12 protein-coding genes are annotated in these 15,039 nt (G+C 69.8%); 7 read left to right on the top strand and 5 right to left on the bottom strand.

Going from position 1 to position 15,039, the window contains the following annotated elements; all coding sequences use genetic code 11:
• The first annotated feature begins 8 nt into the window (after positions 1-8).
• From VN461_18225 to VN461_18215, 3 genes are all read left to right on the top strand, one after another.
• Entirely contained in the window at positions 9-1,025 is a 1,017-nt protein-coding gene (locus VN461_18225; protein HXB56712.1) for an aldo/keto reductase, read from the top strand.
• A gap of 3 nt (positions 1,026-1,028) precedes the next feature.
• Entirely contained in the window at positions 1,029-1,820 is a 792-nt protein-coding gene (locus tag VN461_18220; GenBank protein HXB56711.1) for a class III extradiol ring-cleavage dioxygenase, read from the top strand.
• Positions 1,821-1,903: 83 nt separating this feature from the next.
• On the top strand, positions 1,904-2,593 hold the full coding sequence (locus VN461_18215; protein ID HXB56710.1) for an HIT domain-containing protein: 690 nt from the start codon (positions 1,904-1,906) through the stop codon (positions 2,591-2,593).
• On the opposite strand, the gene VN461_18210 is transcribed toward VN461_18215, so the two are convergent.
• Complete coding sequence (locus VN461_18210) at positions 2,584-3,381, bottom strand: DNA-formamidopyrimidine glycosylase family protein (protein ID HXB56709.1); 798 nt, start codon at positions 3,379-3,381, stop codon at positions 2,584-2,586. The two genes, VN461_18215 and VN461_18210, sit on opposite strands and share 10 nt — an antisense overlap.
• A gap of 329 nt (positions 3,382-3,710) precedes the next feature.
• Between VN461_18210 and VN461_18205 the strand changes: the two genes are divergently transcribed.
• A complete protein-coding gene (locus VN461_18205; protein ID HXB56708.1) occupies positions 3,711-5,525 on the top strand; it encodes a UbiD family decarboxylase in 1,815 nt (604 codons plus the stop codon).
• Here the strand turns inward: VN461_18205 and VN461_18200 are convergent.
• From VN461_18200 to VN461_18185, 4 genes are all read right to left on the bottom strand, one after another.
• Positions 5,522-6,934 (bottom strand): pitrilysin family protein, encoded by a 1,413-nt coding sequence (locus VN461_18200; GenBank protein ID HXB56707.1) that lies wholly within the window; start codon positions 6,932-6,934, stop codon positions 5,522-5,524. The two genes, VN461_18205 and VN461_18200, sit on opposite strands and share 4 nt — an antisense overlap.
• Positions 6,935-6,938: 4 nt before the next feature.
• Positions 6,939-8,318, bottom strand: a complete 1,380-nt coding sequence (locus VN461_18195) for a pitrilysin family protein (protein ID HXB56706.1) — start codon at positions 8,316-8,318, stop codon at positions 6,939-6,941.
• A 35-nt stretch (positions 8,319-8,353) separates the two neighbouring features.
• On the bottom strand, positions 8,354-10,396 hold the full coding sequence (locus VN461_18190; GenBank protein ID HXB56705.1) for a M13 family metallopeptidase: 2,043 nt from the start codon (positions 10,394-10,396) through the stop codon (positions 8,354-8,356).
• 147 nt (positions 10,397-10,543) lie between these two features.
• Complete coding sequence (locus tag VN461_18185; GenBank protein HXB56704.1) at positions 10,544-11,797, bottom strand: NAD(P)/FAD-dependent oxidoreductase; 1,254 nt, start codon at positions 11,795-11,797, stop codon at positions 10,544-10,546.
• A gap of 76 nt (positions 11,798-11,873) precedes the next feature.
• Between VN461_18185 and VN461_18180 the strand changes: the two genes are divergently transcribed.
• The 3 genes from VN461_18180 to VN461_18170 form a co-directional block, all read left to right on the top strand.
• Complete coding sequence (locus VN461_18180; protein HXB56703.1) at positions 11,874-13,253, top strand: thioredoxin domain-containing protein; 1,380 nt, start codon at positions 11,874-11,876, stop codon at positions 13,251-13,253.
• A 231-nt stretch (positions 13,254-13,484) separates the two neighbouring features.
• Positions 13,485-14,147 carry a sterol desaturase family protein gene (locus tag VN461_18175; protein ID HXB56702.1) on the top strand — a complete coding sequence of 221 codons (663 nt, stop codon included), beginning with the start codon at positions 13,485-13,487 and terminating at the stop codon, positions 14,145-14,147.
• Positions 14,148-14,252: 105 nt separating this feature from the next.
• Positions 14,253-15,039, top strand: a 787-nt coding sequence (locus VN461_18170; protein ID HXB56701.1) for a hypothetical protein, incomplete at its 3' end; no start/stop codon positions are given.

Raw genomic sequence — 15,039 nt, 5'->3', positions numbered from 1 at the left:
GAGGGCCCATGGACACCATTCGGCTCGGTCGTAGCGGTCTCGAGGTCTCGCGGCTCTGCCTGGGCTGCATGAGCTACGGCGATCCCGGCTGGCGGCCCTGGGTCCTGGACGAGGAGTCTTCGCGCCCCCACTTCCGCAAGGCTTTCGACCTCGGCATCAACTTCTTCGACACCGCCGATATGTACTCCCTTGGTCGGAGCGAGGAGGTCACGGGCCGGATGCTCAAGGCGCTGGCCTCCCGCCACGACTACGTGCTGGCCACCAAGGTCTTCTTCCCCGTAGAGAAGGGTGCAAACCGAAGCGGGCTCTCTCGGAAGCACATTCTGGAAGCCTGCGACGCGTCCCTGCGCCGGCTGGGGGTAGATTTCATCGACCTCTACCAGACCCACCGCTGGGACCCCGCCACGCCCACGGAGGAGACCATGGAGGCCCTGGACGCGCTCGTGCGCGCGGGCAAGGTGCGGTATCTGGGGGCGAGCAGCATGGCCGCCTGGCAGTTCGCGGGGGCCCTCCACGCCGCCGCCCGCAACCTCGGCCACCGGTTTGTCTCCATGCAGAACCACTACAACCTGGTCTACCGGGAGGAGGAGCGGGAGATGATCCCCCTCTGCCTGGACCAGGGGGTGGGCCTTATGCCCTGGAGCCCTCTCGCCCGCGGATTCCTGACCGGCAATCGCACTCGCGATGGACAGAAGGACACTGCCCGCGCCCGCTCCGACGACTTCGCGGACAAGCTTTACTTCCGCAGCGAGGACTTCGACGTGCTGGACGCGGTGCAGGAAGTAGCCCGTGCGCGGGGCCTCAAGCCCGCCCAGGTCGCCCTGGCCTGGCTGCTCTCGAGGCCGGGGGTGGCGGCGCCGATCATCGGGGCCACCCGGATCGAGCATCTGGACGAGGCCGCGGCCGCGGTGGCGGTGAGCCTCAGCGAGGAGGAGATCGCGCGGCTGGAGGCCCCCTACAAGCCGCACCCCGTGCTCGGCCACAAGCAGCCAACACCCCAGGACGTGGCGGGCCGGAGGGTCTGAGAATTGGCGCGCTTCCCCGCCCTCTTCATTTCCCACGGCGCCCCCAGCATTGCTCTGGAGGAGGACGACTACACCCGCGCCCTGCGCGGCTTCGCCACCGGCCTCCCTTCCCCCACCGCAATCGTGGTGGTGTCCGCCCACTGGGAGGATTCCGGGCCCGTCCGCGTCAACGTGAACCCCCGGCCGCCGCTCATCTATGACTTCTCCGGCTTCCCGGACGCGCTCTACCGCCTGACCTACCCCGCTCCGGGCGCACCGGCGCTCGGGCGCGAGGTCGCGGGCCTGCTCACCGGGGCGGGTCTCAGCCCGGCCCTCGAGCCTTCGCGGGGCTGGGACCACGGGCTCTGGGTCCCCCTCCGCATCGCCTTCCCCGAGGCGCGGACGCCCGTGGTGGAGGTCTCCCTTCCGCGGCTCAGAGAGCCGGAGGCGCTTTTGGCCGTCGGGCAGGCCCTGGCCCCCCTCCGCGAGCGGAGCGTCCTCCTCCTCGGCAGCGGGGGCATCGTCCACAACCTCGGCCGCATGCGCCTCGACGACAAGGCCGCCCCCGCCGAGGAGTGGGCCCGGGCCTTCGACGAGTGGATGCGGGAACGTCTCCTCGGCATGGACATCGAGGCCATCAAGGCCTATCGCCAGATGGCCCCCCAGGCAGCCCTCGCCGTCCCCACCAGCGAGCATTTCGACCCGACCTTCTTCGTGCTGGGGAGCCGCGCCAAGGGCGACGGCGTGGCCACGGTCTACGAGGGCTGGCACTACGGCAGCCTCTCGATGCGGACCTTCGCTCTGGTCTCCCCTTGAGCGAGCCCGTACGCGACTGTTCGGAGTGCCGGATCGTCAGGGGAGCCCCCGCGCCGGGTGGGATGCTCCGGCGGGGGCCGTTCGTGGTCCACGCGATTCCGGAGGGGGGACCGGTGCCCGGCTGGCTGGTGGTGGCCCCCGCCCGGCACGTGGAACAGATCGACGCTCTCCGGGCGGAAGAGCTCTCCTTGCTCGGGCCGCTCCTGGCCCAGGTGGCGGCGGCGCTCAGGGCGGAGACGTCCTGCGAAAAGGTCTACGTCTCGCTCTTCGCCGAAGTCCTCCCCCACCTGCACGTGCACGTAGTCGCCCGGCCTCCCGGGTGGGCCCCCGCCGAGACCGGACCCCGGTTGTTCCTGGCCGGGGGCCGGGCCGAGGGGGCAGAGGCCCTGACCCGACGGGTCCTGGCCCGCCTGGCCGCACCGGCCGCGGCGAAGCTACCGGCCCGGAGCCGGCCGCTCCGCGCGGCCTTGCTCTCCGGGCTCGTCTGCCCGGGAGCGGGCCAAATCCACAACCGCGAGTACGGGAAGGGCGTCCTCCTGATAGGGGCCACGTTGATCTCGGCCATCTGGCTAATCGTGCGCCTCGTGAGGGAGGTCCTGGGCGGCCTGCCCGAGGACATGGCCACCTTCGATCCCCTCTCCGTCTTGGCGATGGTGGAGGAAGTCCAGCGGCGGAACGGGGGCTTCTTCGTCGGCTTCACCCTCCTCCTGACCGCCCTTTGGGTCTACGGGATCGTGGACGCGTACCGGAGCGGGCCGCGGCCTCAGCGCTGACGGGCGGGAACCCAGGCCGTGGTGCGACCGCCAATGGTCTCGTGGACGATTCTCTCCGCGTGTGCAGTGCGGGCCCCCTCCTCCTTCCCCCAGCGGTAGTGGAAGAGCCAGGTGCGGGGGAAGCGGTCGGAGTCGGCCCCCACCGCCACCGCCCGGGTGACGATCGCAAGCAGCCGCGAGCGGAGCCGACGCACCTCCGGGGGGCGGAGATCGGCGGCCGGACGGTGAGGCCGGATGCGGGCCTGGAACAGGACCTCGTCCGCGATCCAGTTCCCGACCCCCGCGAACACCCCTTGGTCCAGGAGCACGGCCTTGATCGGAGCCCGGCGCCGGGCCAGCAACGCTCCCAGTGCCACGGCCTCGGGCAGGCCCAGGAGGGGGTCGAAACCCAGGTCGCGAAGGGGGGAGTCCCGCTCGGGCTCCTGCTGCAGGCGGATCCGCCCGAAGCGGCGAGCGTCGGGCATGGCTAGGCAGACGCCCTCCTCGGTGGTGAGCTCGACCTTCCAGAAGCGGGGCCGCTCGCGCCCCAGGGCGTAGATCTCGAAGGAACCCGTCATGCCGAAGTGGAAGAGTGGCCATGGGCGTCGGTCCAGCTCCAGCCAGAGGTGCTTGCCCTTGCGCCCCACCGCTTCCACGCGGCGGCCGGAGAGCGCGGCCGCGAAGTCGCGGGGGCGGACGCCCGCGTAGACAATCGGGTCTTCGACGACGGCCACCCGCGCGATGCGACGTCCGCGGAGTACCCGCGACGCCCGGCGGCGGGCATTCTCGACTTCCGGCAGCTCCGGCATCTCGCTTCCTGGGGTCCGAACGATTTGACGGGAGCCGGTCCCCGCCCGTAGTCTGCCCGAGGTCACTCGCTTCGTCTCGGAGTCGGCGTCCTGAACTTGCCATTCACGCTTCCCGCGGCGTCCGCCAAACGTCGGCGGGGGTCTCGACGCTCCACGTGCTTTACCTTCGGCCCTCCTGGCCGTAGCGCCCGTCATGTGGGCGAGTCAGGATCTCACCCTACCACCGACCGACGCCGAGTCGGGTCCAATAGCCCTGGGCAGCCTCGGCTCGGTCGCAACCGGCTGCCGGGGGTCCCGTTCGGGTCAAGCGCTCCGATGAGCCCCCGATCGTGAACGAGCCCCACTTCCCCGATCTGCGCGCGTTTCTGGACCAGCTCCGGCGGGAGGGCGACCTCGCGGTGGTGGAGGCGCCGGTCGACGCGAGGCTGGAGGCGGCCGAGATCCATCGCCGGGTGATCGCGGCCGGCGGTCCGGCGCTTCTCTTCACGAACGTCAAGGGGGCGGACTTCCCGCTCACCACCAACCTCTTCGGCACCGCGCGCCGGGCGGAAATGGCCTTCGGCCGCAGGCCGCGGCGGTTGATCGAGCGCCTCGTCCAGCTGGCCGAGCGGCTGGTGCCGCCCCGCTTGGCGGCCCTCTGGGAGGCCCGGGACCTGGCCCGCGAGGCCTGGCGCATCGGCCTGGGGCGCGGGCGCTCGGGCCCCGTCCTCGACGTGGTCACGAGCGACGTGCGGCTGGACCGTCTTCCCATCCTCACCTGCTGGCCGGAGGACGGGGGGCCGTTCGTCACCCTGCCCCTCGTCTACACCGAGCACCCGGAGGGAAAGGGGCACAACCTCGGCATCTACCGCTTGCACGTCCACGACCCCCGCCGCACGGGCATGCATTGGCAGATCGGCAAGGGCGGGGGCTTCCACTACGCGGCCGCGGAGGCGCGGGACCAGCCGTTGCCCGTGACCGTGTTTCTGGGGGGGCCGCCGGCCCTCATCCTGGCCGCGGTCGCCCCCCTGCCCGAGAACGTGCCCGAGCTGATGCTGGCCTCGCTCCTCCTAGGCGAACGGCTGAGGCTCTGCCCAGGTCCCGGCCCCCACCCGCTCGTGGCCAACGCCGAGTTCGCGCTCGTGGGTCACGTTCCCCCTCGGGAACGCTCGCCCGAGGGGCCTTTCGGCGACCACTACGGCTACTACTCGCTGCGGCACGACTACCCCGTCTTCCGCGTGGATCACCTCGCCCGTCGCCGGGACGCGATCTACCCGGCCACGGTCGTGGGCAAGCCCCGGCAGGAGGACTTCTACATCGGCGACCTCCTGCAGGACCTGCTCTCCCCGCTCTTCCCCCTGGTCATGCCCGCGGTCAGCCACCTTTGGTCCTACGGCGAGACCGGCTACCACTCCCTGGCCGCGGCGGTGGTGAAGCAGCGCTACCCGCGGGAGGCCATGGCTTCCGCCTTCCGCATCCTGGGCGAGGGCCAGCTCTCCCTCACGAAATTCCTCTTCGTGACCGACCGCCCGGTGGACCTCCGGGACTTCCGGAAGACGCTCGAGCACGTGCTCTGCCGCACGAACCCCGCCACCGATCTCTATGTCTTTGCCAACCTCTCCATGGACACCCTCGACTACACGGGGCCCCGGGTGAACGAGGGCTCCAAGGGCGTCTGGCTGGGCTTGGGAGATCCCGTGCGCGACCTGCCCCGCGAGTTCCGGCCCTCCCCACCCCCGCCCCCCGAGGTGACGGACGTGCGGGTCTTCTGTGGAGGCTGCCTGGTCGTGGGAGGCCCCCCCCACGCCACCGACCCCAAGGCCGGTGAGCGCCTGGCCGCCCATCCCGCCTTCCGGGGTTGGCCCCTCCTCGTCCTCACCGACGAGCCCAAACGGGCCGCGGCCAGCCCCATGAATTTCCTCTGGACCACCTTCACCCGCTTCGAGCCCGCGGCCGACATCCACGCGGCTTCGGTGCGCGTGCTCCGCCACCACCTGGGCTACGAGGCCCCGGTGCTCCTGGACGCCCGCCGGAAGCCGTCCTTTCCGAAGGAGCTCAGCGGCGACCCCGAGACGGCGCGGACCGTGACCCGCCGCTGGCGCGAGTACTTCCGGACGGGCGTGGAGATGGGGGACGCGGAAGCGGCCCACCTCGACCGCGTCTAGGGCTGGACCGTGGTCAAGGGACCGAACTGCGCCATCTCCGCCTTGATCTTCGCCTCGTCGCCCACCACGACCACGGTCTGGGTGACGGAGGGGTAGAAGGACTGCCCCGCCTTCCGCACCTCATCCGCGCTCACCGCGTTGATCCGGGTCACGAACTCGCCGAGGGCTTGGGGAGGCAGGCCGTTGACCCAGTTCGTGGCCAGAGTGCGGGCCACCGCCCCCTGGATCTGGTTGCGCAGCAGGTAGAGGCCGGCCTGATAGCGCTTGGCGCGGCTGAGCTCGTCCGCGGTGGGGCTGGTGGCCCCCATGCGATCGAGCTCGTAGAAGATCTCCAGGGTGGAGGCGCCGGTCACCTCGTTGCGCACGTCGGCGCGCACCCGCACGAGGCCGCCCTCCTCCCGGGCCACCACCGCCCCCCGGGGCGAGTAGGTGTAGCCCTTGTCCTCGCGGATGTTCTTGACCAGGCGGCTGCTGAAAGAGCCCGAGAAGATGGTGTTGGCGACGAGCAGGGGGTAGTACTGGGGATCGGTCGCGGTGACGGTTGGTCGGCCGGCCAGGATCAGGGACTGGACGGAGCCCGGCCGGTTCACGACATAGATCCGACGGCCGCCGGCCCCCGGAGAGGGAGGGGTGGCGGGTGGTGCCTCGCCCGCTCCTTTCCAGCCCGCGAGGCTCCGGGCCAGTAGCGCAGACACCGCCGCGGGGTCCAGGTCCCCGACCACGACCAGAAGCGAGCGCTCGGGACGGAAGCGGCGGGAAAACTCCGCTTTCAAGAGCTCGGGGGTGACCAGGCCCAGCGTCTCCCGGGTGGGCGCCACCACCCGGTAGGGATGGTCGCCGTAGACGGCCCGGGCGAAGGCCTTCTCGGCCAAGAACTCGGGGGTGGACTCGCGCGCCAGCAGGCCCTGGATGGCGTTGTTCCTGGCCAGCTCCACCTCCGCGGCCGGGAAGGAGGCGTGCTGGGCCACGTCGGCCAGGATCTCCAGGAGGGTCGCGGCGCCCGAGGACAGGCCGTCCACGGTGAGGAAGATCGCGTCATCCGAGGCCGAGCTCCCGATCTCGCCTCCGACCGACTGCAGCTCTTCGGCGATCCGCTTGGAGGTGCGGGTGGTCGTACCCTCTTTGATCGTGTCGGCCAGGACCTGGGCCACCCCCTCCCGGCCCGCGGGATCGGCGGCGGTGCCGCCCCGCGTGACCAGCACCGCGGTCAGGCGGGGAATGCCGGGGCGCTTCACGAGCCAGATGGTGAGCCCCCCGGGCAGCCGCGATTGGTCGAGGGCGGGCACGGGCAGGGGCCGGTCCTCTCCGTAGGGAGGCAGGTCCTTGGGCAGGGAGAGCGGTTTCTCGGCCGCCCTGAGAGCCGCGGGCGCGGCCAGGAGAGTGAACAGGACGGCGAGGCGTCTTGCCATGGTCCTACCTCGTCTCTTTCTGAGCAGCGGGGGGGGCCGCAGGCCGGCGGTCCACCACCGTCCGGTTGGAGACCTTGAAGTACGTCCCGGCCGCCCGCTGAACATCCGCCGCGGTCACGGCCTGGATCTGCCCGGGGATCTCGTTGAGGGAAGCCGCTCTTCCCGTGATCAGCTGGGCCAGAGCGAGGGCGTCGGCTCGGTTGATCAGGGGCTCCAGGCCGGCGTAGAAATCCGACCGCATCTTGGTTTTTGTGCGCGCCAGCTCCTCGGCCGGGACCCCTAACGTCACGAGCTTCTGGATCTCGCCCTCCATAGCATCCACCACCGCGCGGGCGGTGGTGGTGGGCTTGTAGAGAGCGAAGATGGTGGTGAGGGTGGGGCCCCCGAAGTTCCAGGGGGTGCCCAGGGGCCAGTTGAGGCCGCCCTGCACCTGAAGCAGGAGCTCCTTCCCCTTGACCAGCCCCTGGTATAAGCGGGACGCCTCCCCCCCCACCAGGATCTGGGCCAGGACGGCTGCGGGCACATGGTCGAGGCTGCCCCGGGCCGGCATCTTCCAGCCCACGGCGAGCGCCGGGACTTTGGCCAGGGGATCCGTCTCCTCCAAGGTGCGCTCGGCGGTGTTCAGGCCCTCGGAGACATCGGGGGGCTTGGGCGTGGGGCGGGAGGGGACGCTGCCGAAGTACTTTTCGGCCTTCGCGAAGACCTCCCCCGGTACCAGGTCCCCCGTGATCGCGAGCACCGCGTTGTTGGGGGCGTAATAGGTGTGGAAGAACGACTCCACGTCGGCCAGGGTGGCCGCGTCCAGGTCCGCGAAGGAGCCGTACCCGTCGTGGGCGTTCTCCCACTTGTCGAAGGCCTTGCCTGCGACGTCGGTCCAGAAAAAGAGGCCGTAGGGCCGGTTCTTGACGTTGACCCGGATCTCCTCCTTGACCACATCCCGCTGGTTGGCGAGGTTCTTCTCCGAGAAATCCAGGGTCTTCATCCGGTCCGCCTCGATCCACAGGATGGGGTCTAAGGCGGAGACGGGCGCGGAGGAGATGTAGTTGGTGTAGTCGTAGCGCGTGGATCCGTTCAGGACGCCCCCCCCGCCCTCGATGACGCTGTCCATCACTCCTTTGGGGGCCGCGGGCGTGCCCTCGAACATCAAGTGTTCGAAGAGGTGGGCGAAGCCGGTCCGGCCTTTCGGCTCCAAACGGAACCCGATCCCGTAGACGATCGAGAGCCCGAAGGTCGGGCTCGTGTGGTCTTCCGAGACCACCACCGTGAGCCCGTTGGCGAGCTTCTTCACTTCCACCGGGATCCGCCATTCGGCCGCCTTCGTGGCCGCGGGGGCCGGGGCCGCCACACCAAGGGCGAGCACGGACAAGAGCCATCCGCCACGCATCGAGGTCCTCCTCTCTCTTCCCGGGGCCGGACCGCTCACCAGACTCGGCAAGCGTTCTCCCGGACCATGGACGCCCCCGCCTTGCAGCCGAAGGCCTTGGCGAACTCGGGCATGTTGGAGACCACGCCATTCACGCGGTCTGAGGGCGGGGAATGGGGGTCGGTCTGGGCCAAGAGGCGGGTGATCTCGTCCCGCTGGTTCGCGCACCAGATCTGCCCCCAGCCCAGGAAGAGGCGCTGGTCGGCGGTGAACCCGTCCGTGAGCGCCGGCTCCCGAGCCGCGAGCACGTCGTGGAGCGCCTTGTAGGCGATGCGCACGCCGCCGTTGTCGGCCACGTTCTCGCCAAGGGTGAGCCGGCCGTTGACTTTCACGTCCGCGACCGCCGTGTAGCCGGAGTATTGGTCGGCCACGCACCCGGAGCGCTTCTCGAACTCCCGCGCGTCCTCCTCCTTCCACCAGTCCTGCAGGTTCCCGGTGGGCCCGAACTGTCGGCCCTGGTCGTCGAAGCCGTGGGTCAGCTCGTGCCCGATGACGGCTCCGATGGCCCCGAAGTTGATGGCGTCGTCGACGGCGTTGTCAAAGAAGGGCGGCTGCAGTATGCCGGCGGGGAAATTGATGTCGTTCATCAGGGGGTTGTAGTAGGCGTTGACGGTGGGAGGAGTCATGAGCCACTCCTGGCGATCCACGGGCTGACCGATCTTGGCCAGCCTCCGCTGAAGTTCGAAGGCGTTGCTCCGCAGGGAGTTGCCGAGGGCGTCGCCCCTTACGATCTTTAGGCTGCCGTAGTCTCGCCAGCGGTCCGGGTAGCCGATCTTGTTGGCAACCGCGGCCAGCTTCTTCAGGGCCTCTTTCTTCGTGGGCTCGGTCATCCAGGTCAGCTCCTGGATGTCGCGGGCGAGGGCCTTTTCGAGGGCCGCCACCATCGCGATCGTCCGCTCCTTGCCCTTGGCCCCGAAGGTTTGCTCGACGTAGCGCCGTCCCAGGGCCTCGCCAAGATCGCTGTCCGTGAAGTCCGTGCAGCGCTTCCAGCGCGGGCGCAGCTCGGTGGCGCCGGTCAGGACCTTGCCGAAGAAGGCAAAATTCTCGTTCACGAAGGCGGCGGGCAAGACGGGGGCGGAGGCGTGGACGAGCTGCCAGCGCAGGTAGGTCTTCAGGTCCTCGAGGGGGACATTTGGCAGAAGCTCGTCCAAGCCCTTGAAGAAGTCTGGCACGGCCACGTTCAGGCTCTGGAGGGGCGGGGCATTGACGCCTTGGAGATAGCGGCTCCAGTCGAAGGCGGGGCATAAGGCCACCAGCTTTCCCCGCTCCATCTTGTGGTAAATCTTGGCGGGATCGCGTCGTGACACCACGTCCAGGGAAGCCCGGGCGAGGGCGGTCTCGATGTCCATGACCGCCTTCGCCCCGCGCTCGGCCGCCTCGGGTTTGTCCCCCAGCAGCCCCAGCATCTTCTTCACGTGGGCAAGATACTGGGTCCGGATCTCAGCGGACTTGGCGTCCTCCCGGAAGTAGTAGTCGCGGTCGGGCAGGCCCAACCCCCCCTGGTCCGCCTCCGCGATGACCGCGCTGGCGTCCTTGAAGTCCTGGTTCGAGGCGAATGAGAAGAGGACGTTGACGCCCTGCCGGTGGAGGTGCGCCACCACTCCCGCGAGGGCGGGCTTGGTCGTGACGGCGGCGATCAGCTCTTGCTCCGGCCTCAGGGGAGAAGCACCCTTGGCCTCGATGCCGCCCTCGTCCATGCAGCTCGCGTAGTAGTCGCCGATCTTCTGGTCCAGTGGGTCTCGGCCCGGGGTGTCCGGGGAAGCCTTCTCGAGGATCCCCCGCAGGGTGGCCCGGTTGCGCTCCTCCAATTCGTTGAAGCGGCCCCACCGCGACTCCTCGGCGGGGACGGGGTTCTTGGCCAACCAGCCGCCACAGGCGAACCGGTAGAAATCGGTGCACGCATCCACGCTTCGGTCGAGGGCGGTCAGGTCGAACGTGGACGCGGCCCCGGCGGGCGTGGAGACGGGCTCCGCGGAGCCGGTCGGCGCCACGGCGAGAGTCAGGGTGGCAAGCGGCCAGGCCACGAGCTTCTTGATCACAGGCAGCATCCTCTCTAGGGACCGGGGTTGGACACGTATACGAGGGAGCGATACGACCGGGAAGGGCTCAAAGTTCCCGCTTTCCGCGGATCCCCGTTCAAGAAGGTGGCGGCGTGCTTGCCAGCGGCGCATTCTAGCTGATCTCGGCTAGCCCTTGCTCCGCCCGAGGATGAGGCGCGCGCTGCGCTGGTAGGTGAGGTAAGCCCAGGCCCAGGTGAACATGACCACGAAGCGGTTCCTAAAGCCGATGAGAAAGAAGATATGGATGCCCAGCCAAGCGATCCAAGCCGCGAACCCAGAGAGCTTGAGCGGGCCAATCGCCGCCACCGCCGCGCAGCGCCCGATGGTGGCGAGCGAGCCCTTGTCCACGTAGCGGAAGGGCAGGAGGGGCTGCCCGCGCAGGGAGCGAGAGATGTTGCGGCCGGCGTGGCGCCCCATTTGGATGGCGGCGGGGGCGACGCCCGGGATAGGCAAACCGTCCTGTTCGAGCGCCACCAGGTCCCCGATCACGAAGACCTCCTGCCGATCCGGGAGGGTGAGGTCCCCCCTGACCTTGACGCGCCCCGCGCGGTCGAGGGGCCCGCCCAGGTCGCGGGCCAGGGGCGAGGCCTGGACCCCCGCCGCCCACACCACGGTGCGAGCGGCAATGCGCTCGGGGCCGAGCTGGACGCCCTCGGCGTCCACCCCCGTCACCATGGTTCCCGTCCTGACCTGCGCCCCCAGCGCCTCCAGCTGCCGGGCCGCCTTGGCGGACAGATCAGGGGGGTAGGCGGGAAGCACCCGCGGACCCCCCTCCACGAGGATCACCCGCGCCGACGCGGGCTCGATGCGCCGGAAGTCCCGGGCCAGCGTGTGGCGCGCGACCTCGGCGAGGGCTCCCGTCATCTCCACTCCGGTGGGCCCTCCCCCGATCACCACGAAAGTCAGCCACGAACGCCGCCTCTCCACCACGAGCTCGCGTTCCGCCTCCTCGAAGGCCAAGAGCACGCGCCGCCTGATGTCGAGGGCCTCGTCAAGGCTCTTGAGGCCGGGCGCGTGGGGCATCCAATCCGCGTGACCGAAGTAGGAGTGGGTGGTTCCCGTGGCCAGAACCAAGTAGTCGTAGGACACCTCGCCGTCGAGGAGGCGCACGCGTCGGGCTACGGGGTCGATACCGGTGGCTTCCGCCAGCTCCACCCGTGCGTTCGCCTGTCTCCAGAGGATACGGCGGATGGGGGAGGCGATCTCGGCCGGGGAGAGCCCGGCCGTCGCCACCTGGTAGAGAAGGGGCTGGAAGAGGTGATGGTTGGTCCGGTCCAGGAGCAGGACATCGACGGGGGCGCTCGCGAGGGCGCGGGCGGCGGCCAGGCCGCCGAATCCTCCGCCCAGGATCAGGACCCGGGGGCGCGCCTCGCTCCTCATGGCCCAGAGTTTAGCGGACCGACGCGGCTTGCGCGCGGGGACGAGCGTGGGCTAGATTCGGCCGCGGGAGGTGGGCTTGGGAACGAATGCGACGACGAGGCTGGCGGTGGCCGTGCTGCTCTGCGTGGCGGGGGCCATCCTCTCGAGCCTTCTCCTCTTCCAACATCACGGGGAGGATCTGGCGGTCGCGGCCGTGAACCAGGTCTGCGGCGACGGGACCACGAGCGGCTGCGAGACCGTGGCCCGCAGTCAGTACTCGGCGCTGGCCGGGATCCCCTTGGCCGCGGTCGGCCTGTTTCTCTACCTCTCCCTGGCTCTGCTCCTCGTCCCCGCCGCGCTCTCTCCCCCCGAGTCCCGCGATCCCTTTGCCGGATTGGCCTTCGCCCTGCTCGCGCTCGCCCTACTCGTCGACCTCGGCTTACTCGGCGTGCAGGCCTTCCTGGTCAAGGCATTTTGCAAGCTCTGCCTCGCCACCTACGTCTTGAACGCAGGCGCTCTGGCCGCGCTCTTCCCCGCCTGGCGGTCGGCGCGCGCGCTGGGAGCGGCGCTCGGTCGGCCGGAGGGCCGCTTGGCCGCGGTGGGCTGGGCTCTGGGCAGCCTGGTGGCGGCCGGCGGCACGTTCGCGGCCGACCGCGCGCTCAAGGCTCGGGAGGCGGAGCGGGCGGCCGCAATGTTCGGGCGGCCGGCCGCATCGGCGCCGCTCACCCCCGTAGCTACCGCCCCCATGGTCACCGCCAGCCCGCCCGCGTCTGTTCCCACAGATCCCGAGGCGCGCAAATACCAAGAGCAGGCCCGCCGCTTGCAGGAGACGCTGGACGATCCGCAGAAGCTCGAACAGTACTTCGCGGCCAAGGCGGCCCGCGAGTTCGACCAGGCCCCCGTACAGAGCCTGGACTTGACGGAAGTGCCCTTCAAGGGACCGGCGGGAGCGCCCATCCAGGTCGTGGAGTACTCGGACTTCATGTGCCCCTATTGCCGCGCGCTGGCGGGGTTTTTCATCAACTTCATGACCCAATCAGGGAACCGGGTGGCCCTGTACTACAAGAACTTTCCGCTGGATCAGGCCTGCAACCCCAAGCTGAAGGCCTCGACCCACCCCGGGGCCTGCTGGCTGGCCTTAGGCGCCATCTGCGCCCAGTACCAGGGTCACTTCTGGCCGTACCACGACCGGGTCTTCAGCAACGAGCTCCACAATCCCCAGCCCGCGGATGTCGCACGGCTGGGGACAGAGGCGGGCCTGAACGGGGCGGCCCTCGAGGGCTGTATCGCCGACCCGCGTACGAAAGAGCGGCTGACCGCCCAGATCGAGGAGGCGCAAAGGCTGGGCATCCAAGCCACGCCGACCGTCTTCATCGACGGGAAGAAGCTTCCCCGCCTGAATGACCTCGTACAGGTCCTGGACAAGGAAGCCCAGCGCAAAGGCTTGCCACCGCTGACCCCACCCCCCTCACATTGATCCTTGGGGGCGGGGAGAGCTGGGACGGCGGGCGTCCCGCGGCCGCGCGTAGATTCCGCGCGGCAGACACGCTGCGGGGGCCCTGACCCCTCGGGTGGATTGCCCGCCATCCGTTGGCGGGGGCGGGGACACGGAGACCCGGCTTGATTTGCACCCGCGTCTTGCGGCATTGTATGGCCTTTGTCGCCCGATCCGAGTCCCCGGGCACCCCTGAAGAGGTCCGTCTCAAGCATGGGCGATGCCATTCCGGCAGGGATCCAGCGTGAAGTCGAGGCCCGCAAGGCCCGCCGGCGCTTGTACCCCGTCTCCATCCTCTACTCGGTCTTCGCGGTTGGGGTCATGGTCCTTGCTGTGCCCTCCCGCCCGAGCCTGGCCCTCGGGTCCTTCGCCCTCGGGGTCTTCGTCTGGACCGCGGTCGAGTACGCCGTCCACCGCTACATTCTGCATGGGCGGTTCCCGGATGGCCCCGGGGTCCTCGAGCACTTCCTCCACAGACACTTCGATCACCTCCACTGGGAACACCACAAGCGCCCCTGGGACGGCAACCACATCAACGGCACCATCCAGGACACCCTGCCGTTCGTCGGCCCCATCGCGCTCCTGAGCTTTTTGTTCCCCCTCGCGACCCTGCCCGCCCTCCTGGCGGGCTTCCTCCAGGCCTACATCATCGAGGAGTGGGTCCACCACTCCGTCCACTTCTGCCAGTTCCGGGGACGTTACTTCCGGTACATCAAGCGGCACCACCTCTACCACCACAGCCCGAAGGGATCGGCGGTGGCCTACGGACTCTCGAACGGCCTCTGGGACGTGGCCTCCGACACCCGGATCTCTCCCGACATGCGGCGCGCCCTGTACGCCCCCTTGAGGGGGCGCTCCCCGCGGGCCCTGGCCTGAACGGGGTCCGGCTCGCCCCTTGACCGTGGGGCTCTCGGCGGGTAGCCTCAAGCCCAGGATGCCTCGCCCCACCGTTTTGCCCCCCTCCCGGGAGCCATCCCGGGCATGAATCTCGATGCCTGGCTCAGGCAGGACCATTCCCTCGCCGAGCAGCTCAAGGTCATAGAGGGCCTCTGTAGCGCCCTCAACGACGCCCACAAAAAGGGAACCGTGCACCGTTCCCTCGAGCCCTCCAAGATAGAGGTCCAGTCCGACGGCACCTGCGTCCTGACGGAAGCCATGGGCGGCACCCCTTCCCCGCGCTACCGGGCCCCCGAAATCGCGGAGGGCGCCGGTCATTCCCCGCAGGCCGACATCTACTCCGCGGGCGTGATCCTTTACGAGATGCTGTCCGGCAAGAGCCCCTCGGAGGAGAGGCCGACGCCCCTCTCGGACCTGCGCCCGGACGTCTCACGGGACCTGACCGACGCCATCATGGGCTGCCTGGAGAAGGGCCCCGACTGGCGGCCCAAGGACCTGTCCTATCTCCTGCAAGTTGTGGGGAGCCTGCGGACCCCGGCTGGACGCCAAGCACCCCGTCCCTCCCCCCGCGCCACCGAGGCCGCGCGAATGCCGACCGTCAAGCCGAGGAGGGCGACCGGCCCGGCTTCCCGCAGCAACGTGCCTCTCTTGGCCGCGGTCGTCGTGCTAATAGCGGGGGCCGGGGTCGGCGCCTGGTTCTGGATCCACTCCCAGGCGCCGGGAACGCCGGTTGCGTCGCCGGCATCGCCCCCCCCCGCGACTCTCGCCCCCACCCCGCAGCCCGCGCAGACCCCCACCGCCCCCACCCTTCCCACCCCTAGGCCCACGCCTTCGGCGCGGAAGACGGCCTCCCCGGAACCGGTGAAGCCCG

Source organism: Vicinamibacteria bacterium (assembly GCA_035570235.1).
Classification (GTDB): Bacteria; Acidobacteriota; Vicinamibacteria; order Fen-336; family Fen-336; genus DATMML01.
The sequence above is the reverse complement of the archived record's forward strand: the minus strand, read 5'-3'. Positions and strand labels throughout refer to the sequence as shown.

Coding starts and splice junctions, on each gene's coding strand:
- VN461_18175 (HXB56702.1), top strand. CDS start 13,485: ATGGGCGATGCCATTCCGGCAGGGATCCAGCGTGAAGTCGAGGCCCGC.
- VN461_18225 (HXB56712.1), top strand. CDS start 9: ATGGACACCATTCGGCTCGGTCGTAGCGGTCTCGAGGTCTCGCGGCTC.
- VN461_18195 (HXB56706.1), bottom strand. CDS start 8,318: ATGCGTGGCGGATGGCTCTTGTCCGTGCTCGCCCTTGGTGTGGCGGCC.
- VN461_18185 (HXB56704.1), bottom strand. CDS start 11,797: ATGAGGAGCGAGGCGCGCCCCCGGGTCCTGATCCTGGGCGGAGGATTC.
- VN461_18210 (HXB56709.1), bottom strand. CDS start 3,381: ATGCCGGAGCTGCCGGAAGTCGAGAATGCCCGCCGCCGGGCGTCGCGG.
- VN461_18200 (HXB56707.1), bottom strand. CDS start 6,934: ATGGCAAGACGCCTCGCCGTCCTGTTCACTCTCCTGGCCGCGCCCGCG.